Origin of the sequence: Pseudomonas sp. G.S.17 (assembly GCF_038096165.1) — a bacterium.
Classification (GTDB): Bacteria; Pseudomonadota; Gammaproteobacteria; order Pseudomonadales; family Pseudomonadaceae; genus Aquipseudomonas.
This window is the reverse complement of sequence record NZ_CP151076.1, coordinates 1,873,503-1,887,829: the sequence shown is the minus strand read 5'-3', so window position 1 is coordinate 1,887,829 and position 14,327 is coordinate 1,873,503. Positions and strand designations below refer to the sequence as shown.

Annotated in this window: 15 protein-coding genes; all 15 read right to left on the bottom strand. The window is 58.7% G+C overall.

The genetic code is table 11. From position 1 onward, the window contains the following. Nucleotides 1-22 precede the first annotated feature (22 nt). Complete coding sequence (flhF, locus tag AABC73_RS08650) at nucleotides 23-1,351, bottom strand: flagellar biosynthesis protein FlhF (RefSeq protein WP_341523225.1); 1,329 nt, start codon at nucleotides 1,349-1,351, stop codon at nucleotides 23-25. Between the two features lie 11 nt (nucleotides 1,352-1,362). Further along, nucleotides 1,363-3,492: a flagellar biosynthesis protein FlhA gene (gene flhA / locus AABC73_RS08645; protein WP_341523224.1), complete on the bottom strand. Its 2,130-nt coding sequence runs from the start codon at nucleotides 3,490-3,492 to the stop codon at nucleotides 1,363-1,365. Nucleotides 3,493-4,134: 642 nt separating this feature from the next. Beyond that, nucleotides 4,135-5,271, bottom strand: a complete 1,137-nt coding sequence (gene flhB / locus AABC73_RS08640) for a flagellar biosynthesis protein FlhB (protein WP_341523223.1) — start codon at nucleotides 5,269-5,271, stop codon at nucleotides 4,135-4,137. After that, nucleotides 5,271-5,999: a flagellar biosynthetic protein FliR gene (fliR, locus tag AABC73_RS08635; RefSeq protein WP_341524197.1), complete on the bottom strand. Its 729-nt coding sequence runs from the start codon at nucleotides 5,997-5,999 to the stop codon at nucleotides 5,271-5,273. Before fliR ends, flhB begins: the two co-directional genes overlap by 1 nt. A gap of 62 nt (nucleotides 6,000-6,061) precedes the next feature. Next, on the bottom strand, nucleotides 6,062-6,331 hold the full coding sequence (locus AABC73_RS08630; protein WP_341523222.1) for a flagellar biosynthetic protein FliQ: 270 nt from the start codon (nucleotides 6,329-6,331) through the stop codon (nucleotides 6,062-6,064). A 25-nt stretch (nucleotides 6,332-6,356) separates the two neighbouring features. Beyond that, entirely contained in the window at nucleotides 6,357-7,103 is a 747-nt protein-coding gene (gene fliP, locus AABC73_RS08625) for a flagellar type III secretion system pore protein FliP (protein WP_065833563.1), read from the bottom strand. Continuing rightward, the gene (gene fliO, locus AABC73_RS08620) at nucleotides 7,103-7,549 is read right to left on the bottom strand and encodes a flagellar biosynthetic protein FliO (RefSeq protein WP_341523221.1); all 447 of its coding nucleotides are present in this window, start codon (nucleotides 7,547-7,549) and stop codon (nucleotides 7,103-7,105) included. Before fliO ends, fliP begins: the two co-directional genes overlap by 1 nt. A 6-nt stretch (nucleotides 7,550-7,555) precedes the next feature. Continuing rightward, the gene (gene fliN, locus AABC73_RS08615; protein ID WP_020290724.1) at nucleotides 7,556-8,023 is read right to left on the bottom strand and encodes a flagellar motor switch protein FliN; all 468 of its coding nucleotides are present in this window, start codon (nucleotides 8,021-8,023) and stop codon (nucleotides 7,556-7,558) included. Nucleotides 8,024-8,083: 60 nt separating this feature from the next. Continuing rightward, nucleotides 8,084-9,052 carry a flagellar motor switch protein FliM gene (gene fliM, locus AABC73_RS08610; protein WP_331151072.1) on the bottom strand — a complete coding sequence of 323 codons (969 nt, stop codon included), beginning with the start codon at nucleotides 9,050-9,052 and terminating at the stop codon, nucleotides 8,084-8,086. Between the two features lie 9 nt (nucleotides 9,053-9,061). Then, nucleotides 9,062-9,562 carry a flagellar basal body-associated protein FliL gene (gene fliL / locus AABC73_RS08605; RefSeq protein WP_341523220.1) on the bottom strand — a complete coding sequence of 167 codons (501 nt, stop codon included), beginning with the start codon at nucleotides 9,560-9,562 and terminating at the stop codon, nucleotides 9,062-9,064. A 222-nt stretch (nucleotides 9,563-9,784) separates the two neighbouring features. Next, nucleotides 9,785-11,227, bottom strand: coding sequence for a flagellar hook-length control protein FliK (locus tag AABC73_RS08600; RefSeq protein WP_341523219.1), 1,443 nt, complete (start codon nucleotides 11,225-11,227; stop codon nucleotides 9,785-9,787). A gap of 67 nt (nucleotides 11,228-11,294) precedes the next feature. Next, nucleotides 11,295-11,624, bottom strand: coding sequence for an Hpt domain-containing protein (locus tag AABC73_RS08595; RefSeq protein ID WP_341524196.1), 330 nt, complete (start codon nucleotides 11,622-11,624; stop codon nucleotides 11,295-11,297). Between the two features lie 115 nt (nucleotides 11,625-11,739). After that, on the bottom strand, nucleotides 11,740-13,446 hold the full coding sequence (locus AABC73_RS08590) for a fused response regulator/phosphatase (RefSeq protein ID WP_341523218.1): 1,707 nt from the start codon (nucleotides 13,444-13,446) through the stop codon (nucleotides 11,740-11,742). Nucleotides 13,447-13,450: 4 nt separating this feature from the next. Beyond that, nucleotides 13,451-13,753 carry an STAS domain-containing protein gene (locus AABC73_RS08585; RefSeq protein ID WP_341523217.1) on the bottom strand — a complete coding sequence of 101 codons (303 nt, stop codon included), beginning with the start codon at nucleotides 13,751-13,753 and terminating at the stop codon, nucleotides 13,451-13,453. Nucleotides 13,754-13,876: 123 nt separating this feature from the next. Continuing rightward, nucleotides 13,877-14,326 carry a flagellar export protein FliJ gene (fliJ, locus tag AABC73_RS08580; protein ID WP_065833570.1) on the bottom strand — a complete coding sequence of 150 codons (450 nt, stop codon included), beginning with the start codon at nucleotides 14,324-14,326 and terminating at the stop codon, nucleotides 13,877-13,879. Between the last annotated feature and the right edge of the window lies 1 nt (nucleotide 14,327).

Below are 14,327 nucleotides of genomic sequence, written 5' to 3'. Positions count from 1 at the left end.
AAATTCCATTAGTTCGTTTCACCTAACCCACCCGCTTGCTGGGGTTGTGGTACAGGTCGGCAAACATATCCGCCATCGCTTCTTCGCTAGGCTCTTCCTGCATCTGCACATTGACCGCACGGGTAACCAATTGGTGCCGGCGCGGAAGGTGTAAATCATCAGGTATTCGCGGCCCGTCAGTCAGGTAGGCAACAGGTAGCTCATGACTGATCGCCAGGCTGAGTACTTCGCCCAGGCTGGCAGTTTCGTCCAGCTTGGTCAGGATGCACCCGGACAAGCCACAACGTTTGTAACTGTGGTAGGCAGCGGTCAGCACTTGCTTCTGACTGGTCGTTGCCAACACCAGATAATTACGCGCCTTGATGCCACGCCCGGCGAGGCTTTCGAGCTGCATGCGCAGGGCCGGATCGCTGGCTTGCAGGCCTGCGGTGTCAATCAACACCACGCGCTTGCGCAACAGCGGCTCCAGTGCCTGAGCCAGCGACTGGCCCGGATCGACATGCGTCACCGGCACGTTGAGGATGCGGCCCAGAGTCTTGAGCTGCTCCTGAGCGCCGATGCGAAAGCTGTCCATGCTCACCAGAGCGATGTTCTGTGCGCCGTACTTCAACACATAGCGCGCGGCCAGCTTGGCGAGTGTGGTGGTTTTACCCATGCCAGCCGGGCCGACCATGGCAATCACGCCACCCTCTTCGAGCGGCTCGATTTCCGGAGTGGCAATCATCCGCGCCAGGTGCGCCAACAGCATGCGCCAGGCCTGACGAGGTTCTTCAATTTCGCCGACCATTGCCAGCAGGTCGCGGGACAACGGACCGGACAGACCAATACGTTGCAGGCGACGCCACAGGTTGGCCTGTTGCGGACGGCTGCCTTGCAGTTGATTCCAGGCCAGCGAACCCAGCTGGACTTCCAGCAGTTCACGCAGACCATTCAATTCGAAACGCATGTTTTCGTAAGCGCGCTGGCCGCCGGCGGGTTCCGCTGGGGTTGCGTGAGCTTGAACGAATGGGCGCGGCGGCTCTTCGAGCGTCGGTTCGATATGCGTGTCGGCAGCGCTAAGCGGCAAGCCGGAGAACAGCTGGCGATTGACTGACGGGTCACTGTCGCCGCGATTGTTCAGTTCAGCCTGGGCGGTAACAATCCGCGACTGGGTTTTGCGCAGCTCGTCTTCAAGCTCGATGTTCGGCACGCGAGGCGCCAGCGCAGACAGCTTGTAATCCAGCGCAGCAGTCAGCTCTACGCCACCGGCAATCCGCCGATTACCGATGATGGCCGCTTCTGCGCCCAGCTCATCGCGAACCAGTTTCATGGCTTGACGCATATCGGCGGCGAAAAATCGCTTAACTTGCATGACTCACTACCTCAGCCGTTAGGCCCGACAGTCGCTACGATGGTGACTTGCTTATTGTCAGGAATTTCCTGATACGCCAACACATGCATGTTCGGTACAGCCAGTCGTCCAAAGCGTGACAACATGGCGCGAACCGGGCCTGCAACCAAAAGAATGACCGGCAAACCCTGCATCTCCTGCCGCTGCGCCGCGTCGATCAACGAACGCTGGAGCTTTTCAGCCATGCTTGGCTCAAGCAGAACGCCTTCTTCCTGACCCTGACCTGCCTTCTGCAAACTATTGAGCAATATCTGTTCCAACCTTGGCTCCAGAGTGATAACTGGCAGCTCCGGCTCAATCCCTACAATGCTTTGCACGATTGCGCGGCTTAATCCGACGCGTACTGCCGCAACCAACGCGGCGGTATCTTGACTCCGCATGGCGTTGTTCGCGATGGCTTCGGCGATGCTGCGAATGTCGCGAACCGGCACTTGTTCGGCCAGAAGCGACTGCAGGACCTTGAGCAACGCCGAGAGCGAAAGAATCCCGGGAACCAGCTCTTCAGCCAGTTTCGGCGAGCCTTTAGCCAGCAACTGCATCAATTGCTGGACTTCTTCATGGCCAATCAGCTCATGAGAGTGTTTATAAAGAATCTGGTTGAGGTGCGTCGCCACTACCGTACTGGCATCGACCACGGTGTAACCCAGGGACTGCGCCTGACTGCGCTGGCTGATTTCAATCCATACCGCTTCCAGACCAAACGCCGGGTCCTTGGCGGTAATACCGTTGAGGGTGCCGAACACCTGACCGGGGTTGATCGCCAACTCCCGGTCCGGGTAAATCTCGGCTTCCGCCAGCGTCACGCCCATGAGCGTCAAACGATAGGCACTGGGCGCCAGATCCAGGTTGTCACGGATATGCACAGTGGGCATGAGAAAGCCTAGCTCCTGAGAGAGCTTCTTGCGTACGCCCTTGATCCGCGCAAGCAACTGACCACCCTGATTGCGATCCACCAGCGGAATCAGGCGGTAGCCCACTTCCAGGCCGATCATGTCGATGGGGGTCACGTCATCCCAGCCCAGCTCTTTAGAATCCTGAACCCGGGTCGGCGATGGCAACATCTCCTGCTGGCGCTTGACCTCTTCCAACGCCTGGACCTTGACCACGTTCTGCTTTTTCCACAGCAAGTAGGCGACACCGCCCGCCACCAGCCCGAGGCTGATGAAGGAAAAGTGCGGCATGCCCGGCACCAGACCCATGACGATCATGATCCCGGCAGAAACCGACAACGCCTTGTGGGAGGTGAACATCTGCCGATTGATCAGCTTGCCCATTTCTTCCGAACCGGAAGCACGGGTCACCATGATCGCCGCAGCGGTGGACAGCAGCAATGACGGCAATTGCGCCACCAAACCGTCACCGATGGTCAACAGCGTGTAGATTTTGCCCGCTTCGGCGAATGTCATGTTGTGCTGCAGCATGCCGACCAGAACGCCGCCGATGAGGTTGATAAACAGAATCAACAGACCGGCGATGGCGTCACCGCGAACGAATTTCGAGGCACCGTCCATGGAGCCGTAGAACTCGGCTTCCTGGGCAACTTCCAGACGCCGACGCTTGGCCTCAGGCTGATCGATCAGCCCGGCGTTCAAGTCGGCATCGATGGCCATCTGTTTGCCGGGCATGGCGTCCAGGGTGAAACGCGCGCTCACCTCGGAAATCCGCCCGGCACCTTTGGTGATTACCACGAAGTTGATGATCATCAGGATCGCGAAAACCACGATACCGACTACGTAGTTGCCACCAATCACCACCTCACCGAAGGCCTGGATCACCTTGCCGGCTGCGGCGTGACCATCCTGACCGTGAAGCATCACCACCCGCGTCGAGGCAACGTTGAGCGCCAGGCGCAGCAACGTCGCCACCAGCAGAATGGTGGGGAATACCGAAAAATCCAGAGGGCGCAATGCGTAGACGCAGACCAGCAGGACCACAATCGACAGCGCGATGTTGAAGGTGAAAAAGACGTCCAGCAGGAACGGCGGCATTGGCAACATCATCATTGCCATCATGACCAACAGCAACAACGGCACACCCAACTGGCCCCGACCGAGACCCGCAAGATTACTGCGTGCGCTACTGATTAATTGAGAGCGATCCACCGATTCTTCACCTGCGCTAAACCAAAACTTTGACGCCGAAGGCGACCTGAGTTGACCTATTGCAAGAAGCTTTCCAACAGTGGACAAAGGGCCATTATTTGGAGAATTAGCTGTAGGACGTGGTGTTGGCCTTTGCGACTCAACCCGTCGTAACTTCGTTGGAGCGAGGCTTGCCCGCGATCGATTTGGCGCACGCCAATCGCCTATTGAAGCCGACGCGCCTTGAATTGAGTTGCATCAACAGCACTTGCGGCGCTGCTGAATCAGGTTTCGCCCTGACGGTCGACCCCCTTTGTTTCGGCAAAGGGGGGAAACCATTTTGCGCTGACGTCCGGCCCCCGCTTCGCGGCGGTTCCTTCGCTCCGGTGCCGTGGTGGCGCAACGGCGCTCGCTCGGCATCCATGCCGAGCGCACCCCACCACGACACCTCCACTCAGCCTCCCGACGCGCGTTTGGCGGTGTCTGCCAAATCTCTGCACGGAAAAGCGGAAATCAAAAGCCTGAGATGCGATCCCTGTGGGAGCGGACTTGTCCGCGAAGACGGTGGCGCAGGCGATGAGGCTTTACCAGCAGATAGGGATGACCCAGCCGGCCCTTCGAGGACAAGTCCTCTCCCACGCTGGAGCTCAATGCCCGCGAGAATCAGGAATCGCGCTGCAAATCCGGCGGGATGGAGATGTCCCCCAACGGATCGGGACGCTTGCCGCGACCCGAATGGTATTGGCGAATCTGATAGACATACGCCAGCACCTGAGCCACCGCCAGATACAGCCCGGCCGGGATCTCCTGATCCAGCTCGGTGCTGTAATAGATCGAGCGCGCCAGCCCTGGTGATTCAAGAATCAGAATCTGATGATGGGCGCCGATCTCGCGGATCTTCAAGGCGATGAAATCCGTACCCTTGGCCACCAGCATCGGCGCGCCGCCCTGCTCCGGATCGTATTTGAGGGCAACCGCGAAGTGGGTCGGGTTGGTGATGATCACATCAGCAGTGGGGATCGACTCCATCATGCGCCGCTGGGACATGTCGCGCTGCAACTGGCGTATGCGCTGCTTGACCTCTGGCCGCCCTTCAGCATCCTTGTGCTCGTCGCGAATTTCCTGCTTGGTCATCAGCAGCTTCTTGTGCGCTTCCCAGATCTGAAACGGCACGTCGATGGCGGCAATGATCATCAAACCGCAGGCCATCCACAGCGTGCTCCAGCCGACCACCTGCAAGCTGTGAATAATCGCCATTTCCAAGGGTTCGTGAGCAATGGAAATCAGGTCCGCCTTATCCTTGTTCAGGACCACCAGGGCGACGACCAGGACAATCAAAAACTTGCCGAAGCTCTTGAGCAACTCGATCAGTGCCGTGACCGACACCATGCGCTTGAGACCAGAGATCGGGTTCATGCGACTGAATTTGGGGGCCATGGTCTTGGCCGAGAATAGCCAGCCACCCAGGGAAATCGGCGCGATGAGGGAGGCGAGCATCAGCGCCACCAGAAAAGGCAGCATGGCTGCCAACGCCAGCTTGCCGGAGCTGAGCAGCATCTTGGCCATGTAGCTTTGGTCCATGAGCGTTTCGCGACTGATGATGAAGTTCGAGCGCATCAGCTCCATCATCATTTGCGCTATATCGCTGCCAAAGGACAACAACCCGCCGGCACCGACCAGCATGATCACCAGGGTGTTGAGCTCCTTGGATCGAGCAATCTGCCCCTCTTTTCGGGCCTCCGACTTCTTTTTTTCCGTGGGGTCTTCTGTCTTGTCCTGACCATTCTCGTTCTCGGCCATCAGCGCGCCCTCACCATATCGCGGAACGTTCGCAGCGCATCAGCCACCAGCGGTTGGTACTGATTGAGAATGTCACCCAGGCTGACCCACAAAATACCCATGCCCAACACCAGCGTCAGCGGAAAACCGATAGAAAAGATGTTCAATTGCGGCGCGGCGCGAGTCATCACGCCAAAGGCAATGTTGACCACCAGCAGCGCGGTGATCGCCGGCAACACCAACGTCAGCGCGGCGCCCATCACCCAGCCGAGGCTGTTGGCCAGCGCCCAGAAGTTGGACACAAGCAGTCCGCTGCCGACTGGCATCGTGGTGAAGCTTTCAACCAGGGTTTCCAGGACTACCAGATGGCCGTTCATGCCCAGGAACAGCAGGGTAACCAGCATGGTAAAGAACTGCCCGATCACTGCGGCGGAGACGCCGTTGGTAGGGTCGATCATGGAAGCAAAGCCCATGCCCATTTGCGTCGAGATGATCTGTCCGGCGATCACGAACGCCTGAAAGAACAATTGCAGAAACAACCCCAGCCCGGCGCCGATGATGATTTGTTCGCCGATGAGCAACAGCGCGCTGAGGTCCAGCGCGTTGACTTGCGGCATGGGCGGCAACACGGGGGCGATCACCACAGTAATGGCCAGCGCGAAATACAGACGAATGCGCCTGGGCACGAGCGTCGTACCGAAAATCGGCATGGTCATCAACAGTGAAGTGATGCGAAACATCGGCAGCATGAAGCTGGCGACCCAAGAGCCTATTTGCCCGTCGGTCAGTGCAAGGACAGGATCCACAAGCGCTAGCCGATCACGGTTGGAATGCTGGTGTAGAGCGCCAGGATGTATTCCATGAACACCTTGAGCAACCACGGACCGGCAACGATCAGGGTAATCAGCATCACGATCAGACGCGGCAGAAAGCTCAAGGTCTGTTCGTTGATCTGGGTGGCGGCCTGAAACATGGCGACCATCAAGCCGCAAAGCAGACTGGGTACGACGAGGATCGCCACCAGCACCGTGGTCAGCCACAACGCCTCACGGAACAGATCGACGGCTACTTCTGGCGTCATCGCGCGCACTCCTGCTCAAGAGAGGTCATACACCACCAAAACTACTGGCCAGGGTGCCAATGATCAGCGCCCAGCCATCAACCAGCACAAACAACATGATCTTGAACGGCAGGGAAATGATCAGCGGCGACAACATCATCATGCCCATCGCCATCAGTACGCTGGCAACCACCAGGTCGATGACCAGGAAGGGAATGAAAATCATGAAGCCGATCTGGAAGGCGGTCTTGAGTTCGGAAATCACAAACGCCGGCACCAGGATGGTCAGCGGCGCCTGATCGGGGGACTCGATATCGGTGCGCTTGGACAGGCGCATGAACAGCTCCAGATCGCTGGTGCGCGTCTGCGCCAGCATGAAGTCCTTGATCGGCACCTGAGCCTTGGCCACGGCATCCTGGGCAGTAAGCTTTTCAGCCAGATAAGGCTGCAAGGCGTCCTGATTCACCCGGTCGAAGACAGGTGCCATGATGAACAGGGTCAGGAAAATCGCCATGCCGGTGAGAATCTGGTTCGACGGCGTCTGCTGCAAGCCCAGGGCCTGACGCAGAATGGAAAAGACAATGATGATCCGGGTGAAACTGGTCATCAGCATGACGAACGCCGGGATGAAGCTCAGCGCCGTCATGATCAGCAGAATTTGCAGGCTGACCGAATATTCCTGCTGGCCGTTGGCGCCGTTGGACAGCGTGATCGCAGGGATCGACAACGGATCGGCACCGAACGCCACAGGCGCCGCCAGCACCAGCAGAAGCGTCAACAGAATGCGCGGCATTACTTCTTATCCTTCTGATCCTTGTTGCCCATGATTTCCATCAGGCGCCGTGCGAATTCAGGAGTGGCCTGCTCGCGGACCGGAACCTGCACCGGCTCCTTGAGCACGTGCAATGGGGTGATTCGCCCGGGCGTAACGCCCAGCAATATCTGCTCGTTGCCAACCTGCACCAGTACCAGTCGATCACGCGGACCCAGCGCTCGGGAGCCCAGCAACTCAATGAGCTGGGCATTACCTGGCCCACTGCGTTGCACGCGCCGCATTGTCCAGGCCAGCGCGAAGATCAGGCCGATCACCAACAACAGCCCGAACAGCAACTGAATCAGTTGCCCGCCCATCCCGACCGGCAGCGAACCGGCCACCTGTGGCCCGGCGGCCTGCACCGCAGGCTCGGCCGCCAGCGCGCTGAGCGGCAGGAACAGCAATGCTCCGGCAAGCTTGATCATGTTCACTCAGCGCAGCTTCTTGATACGTTCGCTGGGGCTGATGACATCGGTCAGGCGGATGCCAAATTTCTCGTTGACCACCACCACTTCGCCATGGGCGATCAACGTGCCGTTGACCAGCACGTCCAGCGGTTCACCGGCCAGACGATCCAGCTCGATCACCGAACCCTGATTGAGTTGCAGCAGGTTACGGATGTTGATGTCGGTGCTGCCGACTTCCATGGAGATCGACACCGGAATGTCGAGGATCACATCCAGATTCGGGCCATCGAGATTCACCTGACCGTTGCTGCGCGGCACGCTGCCGAACTCTTCCATGGCCAGACGGCTGGAAGCCGACGAATTGCCGGCATCAGCTGCCAACAGTGCGTCGATGTCGTCCTGACCGCCATCACCGGATTCGCCCAGTGCCGCAGCCCATTCATCGGCCAATGCCTGATCTTCAGCAGAGGTCATATCTTTATCATCAGCCATCGGTTGTCCTCGGCGAACAGTGTTTCAGTTACACAGCAAAATTTCGACGCAGACAAAAGGTCAACGTCGCTCTATTGGTTCGATCACTTGCAGGGCGAGATGGCCCTTGTGCGAACCCAGCTTGACCTTGAAGGACGGCACGCCATTGGCGCGCATGACCAGCGATTCCGGCAGCTCGACGGGAATAACGTCTCCCGGCTGCATGTGCAGAATGTCGCGCAACAGTAATTGACGACGGGCAACCGTAGCGCTGAGCGGCACGGAGACATCCATGACGTCCTGCTTGAGGGCGTTGACCCAGCGTTCGTCCTGATCGTCGACATCGGACTGGAAGCCCGCATCGAGCATTTCCCGCACCGGTTCGATCATCGAATACGGCATGGTCACGTGCAGATCGCCGCCGCCGCCATCGAGTTCGATGTGGAACGTGGAGACCACCACCGCTTCGCTCGGCCCGACGATGTTGGCCATGGCCGGGTTGACCTCCGAGTTGATGTACTCGAAATGCACTTCCATGATCGCCTGCCAGGCTTCTTTCAGGTCGATGAAGGCCTGATCCAGCACCATGCGCACGACCCGCAATTCCGTCGGCGTGAATTCACGGCCTTCGATTTTCGCGTGTCGGCCATCGCCGCCGAAGAAGTTATCCACCAGCTTGAACACCAGCTTGGCATCGAGGATAAACAGTGCAGTGCCACGCAGCGGCTTGATCTTCACCAGGTTGAGGCTGGTGGGCACGTACAGCGAATGCACGTACTCACCGAACTTCATGACCTGTACGCCGCCGACCGCCACATCAGCCGAGCGGCGCAGCAGGTTGAACATGCTGATCCGGGTATAACGGGCGAAGCGTTCGTTGATCATTTCCAGGGTCGGCATGCGACCCCGCACAATCCGGTCCTGACTGGTCAGGTCGTAGCTTTTGACGCTACCCGGTTCGGCTACTTGTTCGGTCTGAACCAGACCATCGTCCACGCCATGCAACAGCGCATCGATCTCATCCTGGGACAGCAGGTCTTGCACGGCCATGTCGTGGTCCTACTGCAGTACGAAATTAGTGAAAAGCAACTGCTCGATCACGGTTTTGCCGAGCTCTTTCTGTGCGACTTCCTGAACGCTGGCCGTCGCTTTCTGACGGAGCATTTCCTGGCCAATCGGAGTTGCCAGGGATTCGAACGGAATACCGGCAAACATCATCACCAGATTGTTGCGGATAACCGGCATATGCACCTTCAACGCTTCAAGGTCGGCCTGATTGCGCGCCAGCATGGTGATGCTGACCTGCATGTAGCGTTGGCGACCATTGGAGTTGAAGTTGACCACGAATGCCGGGGTCATGGCTTCGAAGATCGCGGGATGCTTGACGCCGGTCTCCGCAGCCGCAGCCGCTGGATCGGGCTTGCTGTCAGCCTTGTGCATGAAAAACCAGGTCGCGCCAACCGACAGGCCGACAGCGAGCAACAAAGCCACTATCAGGACGATGATGAGCTTGAGTTTGCCTTTGGAGGCGGGGTCTTTAACGTCGTCGCTCTTCGCCATGCCAATAATCCGTCACTATTCGGGGGGTTCGTTGATGCGTGACAGAGGGAGAGCAAGTGTTATGCCAGAGTTGCGAGGGAAGAGCTGTGCGGGGGTTAACAGCGAGGATTTTGTTGGAGCGAGGCTTGCCCGCGAATCGGCATTCCAGCGAAAAAATCTCGTCTGAATTGACACCTTCGCGGGCAAGCCTCGCTCTAACAGAGCAGATATATGCGGCATCAATCAAGCGTAGTAATCGACCTCACTGCTGCCGATCACCCGCGTGGCAGGCTGGCTGACTGCAACGCCGGCATCGACCTGACCGCCATCACCCGAACCGTCCAGGCTTGAAGAACTGCCGCTGGTGCCGGAACTGCGCTGGCTGTTGCTGGCCTGGTCCTGACTCTGTTGCTGCTGTTGCTGCCAACCGCGATTCTGGTCAGACACGCTGACGTCCACCTGGCCCAACCCTTGTTGACTGAACGACTCACGCAGGCGCGACATCTGGTTTTCAAGCGCTTCACGGACGCCTACGTGGGCACTCATGAAAGTCACCTGGGTCTGTTGATCCGTCGCCATGTTGACGCGGATATCCAGACGTCCAAGTTCGGCCGGTTCCAGTTGGATTTCCGCCGACTTCAGGTTTTGGCTCGACAGGTACATAACCCGATCAACGACGCCTTCACTCCAACCACTCTGATGCATGGCAAGTGGCTGGTTGATCAGCGGAACAGTCGGCGTCAGGGCCGCGCGCGGCGCCTGGGCAGCCTGGCTCATTGCCGCCAGACGCTCGGCGAAGTTATCCATGCGGGTATCACCGCCGCTACTTTTCACATCCTTGAGCCCGTCATCAAGCAAGCCACTGAAAGATTTGTCGCTGCTTTCCGTGCTGGCTTCATCAGTGGGCAGTTGATCGGCCAGGGCCGTCAGGTTATTGGCGATGTTCTGGGCGGAGTCGGCGGAATCGTTGGCGCTGGACTTGCCGGCCTTGTCAGGATGGTTGCTGGCATTGCTCTGCTGCGCGGCGGCGTGGGCCTTGGCGCTGGCGTTCTCCAGGGCAAATTGCAGAGCGGGCAAGCCCGCCAATGGGTCCGCCTCGGGATCGAACGACGCGTCATTCGCCAAATCAGGGCTGGATACCGCCGCTGCCGAAGGTGTTGTAGCGGATGCCGCCACCATCGCGGTGGTGGCGGAAGAAACCGTTGTCGGATCAGCAACCGGCGCGTCTTTCACCGGCACGACGGCAGGCTGGACCATGGCCTGCAACGCAGGATCAAGCGCGGGGTCGAGGGCGACTTCAGGCACAGGTGTTTCCACCGGCAAGGCGGCGACTGCATCGTCGGCAGCCTTGGCGTCTTTGTCACCGGCATCAGCGGCAGCGTCGGCAGGCAAGGTATTGCCGCTATCGGCAACCGCCGTCTGATCCACGGCGGCATCGTCTTTGGCTGCCGGGTCTTTTGCGGCAACGTCCTTGTCCTTGGCGGGGGCCGTCTTGTCCCGCGCGGGCTTGACCGGCACATCGTTGTTGGCGGCGGATTTAGCCTGCGCCTGCTTGGCGTAGACGTCGGAGAAGCTCGAACTGTCGTCCTTGCCGTTGTCAGCCGCCTTGGCCACGCTATTGGCAGCGTTGGTCTTGGACGCCGCCATCGGGGTGGTTTGAAGGAGTGGATTAGAGGCAAGGGGCATGTCGGTCTCCGCATGAATCGCTGGTTGCGAGCGTATTACCAAATGCCTGAGCAAGATACGGGCCAGTTTATGGCAGGACACCATGTAGCTGACGCTCGACGTCGATCAGCCGCCGTACGGTCACATATTCAAGATCGATACTGGCGAGCAAGTCTTCAAGGCCTGAAACTTCTTCGCGACGACTGCGCTCTTCAAGCTCGCGACACAGGTCGGCCAGACGCAGCGCGCCCATGTTGCCGCTGCTGCCCTTGAAACTGTGGGCCATCAGGCTCAATTCCTGAAGGTCGAAGGCACCACTGCCCCCCGCATAACCCAGCAGCATCTGCTGCAACCGCGCGATGCGATGTTCCGAGTCATCCAGGAATACGTCGAGCAATGTTGGATATTCATCCTCCATGATTTCCTGCAACGTATTCAATACGCTGTAATCCAAATGAATAGCCGACACTTGTTCACTCCTTGATCAAGAACCTTGAATCTGTTGCCGCGTTGAAGGGCGAAAGGCCCAGCGATTATGCCATTCCCTCCCAGGAAAACTCCACGCTGGCAGTGCGACCATCCCGGGACCAGGACGCTTGCTCGGTCAATTGGCGTACCAGCCCGAGACCGCGACCGTACAACTCATTACCCACCGGGGGCAACGCCAGAATTGTATCGGCGTCGAAACCGGCGCCGCTGTCCTCGACTTGCAGGGTAAGCCGCCCGCCCCGCTCGGCCGGAACGACCCGCAAATGCACGCGAATGAAGCCCTCTTCAAGCTCAACCAGGCGTTCGCCCCGCTCCCGATAATAGCGGGCAAAACCCGTCGCATCTCTTTTGAGCTTTGAGTCCAGACCCAGAACACCGTGCTCAAGTGCATTGTTGTACAGCTCGGAAAGCACGCTATACAACGTACCGCTCTGGCTGCGTAAACCATGCACCTCAAGCAGCAGCTGCAGCAGATAAGGCAGCGGATTGAAGCGCCGCAGCGTCGAGGCACGAAATTCGAACGTCGCCGACCAGTCCAGCGGGCTCGATGCGCCGCTGTCGGAGTACGTGACGGTTTGCGGCCCCAGCGTCGCCTGATCGACCGTGGTGATCTCCACCATGCTGACGTCATCGCGCGCCTGCCCGCCGAACGCGGTCAATGCCTGCTGGATCTCGCCAATCAACAAATGCGGCTGGCGATTGGCGTCGAACACTTCATGCAGACGCTGGGCACCAAACAGCCGGTCCTCGCTGTCGTTGGTATCGATGACACCGTCCGAGAGCAGGAAGATCCGGTCACCGGTGGCGACCGGGTAGACCTCGGTCTTGTCATCGAAGTCACTGGCGTCCAGCACACCCAAAGGCAGGTGCCGCGAGACCAGCGGCGTGCGCTCACCGCTTGCGGTATGCAGCAAATAACCGTCCGGCAGGCCGCCGTTCCAGACTTCGACGTGGCGTTGCTGAAAGTTGATGCACAGCAGCGTCGCGCAGCAAAACATGTCCACCGGCAGGATGCGTTTGAGCTTGGCATTCATCTCGCGCAGGGTTTCGGCAAGCCCGAAACCCTTGGCGGTCATGCCGTAGAACACTTCGGCCAACGGCATCGCGCCCACCGCCGCCGGCAGCCCGTGCCCGGTGAAATCCCCGAGCAACAGATGCATGTGCCCGGCAGGCGTGTAGGTGGCGAGCAGCAAATCACCGTTGAATAGCGCGTAAGGCGACTGCAGATAGCGAATATTGGGTGCATCCAGACAACCGGAATGGGCGACCTGATCGAAGACTTCCTTGGCGACCCGTTGCTCGTTAAGCAAGTACTCGTGATGACGGGAAATGAGGTCTCGCTGCTGCAGGACGGTTTCCTGCAACACTCTCAGACGATTCATGGCGTTGATCTTTGCCGTCAGCACCACCTGGTTGTAAGGCTTGGCGATGAAATCGTCGCCACCGGCATCCAGACAATGGGCCAGCGCCTCGCCCTCGGTCATCGAAGTCAGGAAGATAATCGGCACCAGCGACTCGCCGGCCATTTTCTTGATCCGCCGCGCCGCCTCGAAACCGTCCATGACCGGCATGACCGCATCCATCAATACCAGTTGCGGACGCCCTGATTCGAAAAGCTCGACGGCCTCGGCACCGTTACTGGCGCAAAGGACTGTGTGGCCCTGGCGACTGATGATGGTCGACAGCAGGTAGCGATCCGTCGTGTTGTCGTCGGCGATCAGGATGCACAGGCTTTCCGTTGAAGGCTGCACAGGCTCAGCCTATCTTGAACAGTTTAGAGAAATTGGAGATCGTCAGGATCTTGATGACATCCGAGCTGCAATTCACCAGTTGTATCCGTGAATGCTCGCCGCCGGCATGGTCGCGCAACAGCAACAGCATCCCCAACGCAGAGCTGTCCAGGTAATTGGTGCCCTTCAGGTCAACGACAAAATTGCGCACGCTGGTCCGATTTTCGTAGGCGTTGCGAAAATCCTGATGAGAAGCGAAATCGAAGCGACCAGTGATGAAGATGGTCAGTTGCTGTTCGTCTTGAGAGAGCTCGGAGGTTACCGACATAGGGGAAAGTCCTCAGTGGGGTCTTCGTAACGTAACGAAGGTGTAACACCGCCCGTCAGCGACAGCAAACCGGATTTGAATCGCGACGGGTGAATCATCACGCGATGCGGCCAGAAACCGGGCCTAGAACGGCTCGTGTCGCGGCAACCGCTGGGATAATTCATCAAGTAGTTTTTGTTCACGCTTGTCTTCAAGTTTGCGTGCCTCATCCACATAACGCTGGACCAGCTTGCGCAATCCCTCAACCCGCGCGTACGCCTGCTGCCAGGTGCCCCGCGCCTGATTCAGGTTGTTCTGATGCCACTCCAGGCTTTTGCGTTGTTGACCGACTGCGGTTTCCAGCTGATTGAGAAAGCGCTGATAGTTCATCAACCATTGCCCGGAAACACCGGTGCCGCCTTTGTCGATCCACTGCTGCTGGTAGCTGAGACGGAAATTTTCCAGCTCATCGAGCTTGCCTTCCGCCAGGCGTACCTGACCCTGAAAGTGGCCCAACCGTTGCGCCGCTGCGCGCTCGGCTGATTCGGCCATATCCACCACGGGCGCCAGACGCTCGGCGCGACTCTTGGCCATG

Excerpts from the sequence above, each read along its gene's own strand:
- flhF (WP_341523225.1), bottom strand. The coding sequence starts at position 1,351 with ATGCAAGTTAAGCGATTTTTCGCCGCCGATATGCGTCAAGCCATGAAA.
- flhB (WP_341523223.1), bottom strand. The coding sequence starts at position 5,271 with ATGGCCGAGAACGAGAATGGTCAGGACAAGACAGAAGACCCCACGGAA.
- fliR (WP_341524197.1), bottom strand. The coding sequence starts at position 5,999 with ATGCTGCCGATGTTTCGCATCACTTCACTGTTGATGACCATGCCGATT.
- AABC73_RS08630 (WP_341523222.1), bottom strand. The coding sequence starts at position 6,331 with ATGACGCCAGAAGTAGCCGTCGATCTGTTCCGTGAGGCGTTGTGGCTG.
- fliP (WP_065833563.1), bottom strand. The coding sequence starts at position 7,103 with ATGCCGCGCATTCTGTTGACGCTTCTGCTGGTGCTGGCGGCGCCTGTG.
- fliO (WP_341523221.1), bottom strand. The coding sequence starts at position 7,549 with ATGATCAAGCTTGCCGGAGCATTGCTGTTCCTGCCGCTCAGCGCGCTG.
- fliN (WP_020290724.1), bottom strand. The coding sequence starts at position 8,023 with ATGGCTGATGATAAAGATATGACCTCTGCTGAAGATCAGGCATTGGCC.
- fliM (WP_331151072.1), bottom strand. The coding sequence starts at position 9,052 with ATGGCCGTGCAAGACCTGCTGTCCCAGGATGAGATCGATGCGCTGTTG.
- fliL (WP_341523220.1), bottom strand. The coding sequence starts at position 9,562 with ATGGCGAAGAGCGACGACGTTAAAGACCCCGCCTCCAAAGGCAAACTC.
- AABC73_RS08600 (WP_341523219.1), bottom strand. The coding sequence starts at position 11,227 with ATGCCCCTTGCCTCTAATCCACTCCTTCAAACCACCCCGATGGCGGCG.
- AABC73_RS08595 (WP_341524196.1), bottom strand. The coding sequence starts at position 11,624 with ATGGAGGATGAATATCCAACATTGCTCGACGTATTCCTGGATGACTCG.
- AABC73_RS08585 (WP_341523217.1), bottom strand. The coding sequence starts at position 13,753 with ATGTCGGTAACCTCCGAGCTCTCTCAAGACGAACAGCAACTGACCATC.
- fliJ (WP_065833570.1), bottom strand. The coding sequence starts at position 14,326 with ATGGCCAAGAGTCGCGCCGAGCGTCTGGCGCCCGTGGTGGATATGGCC.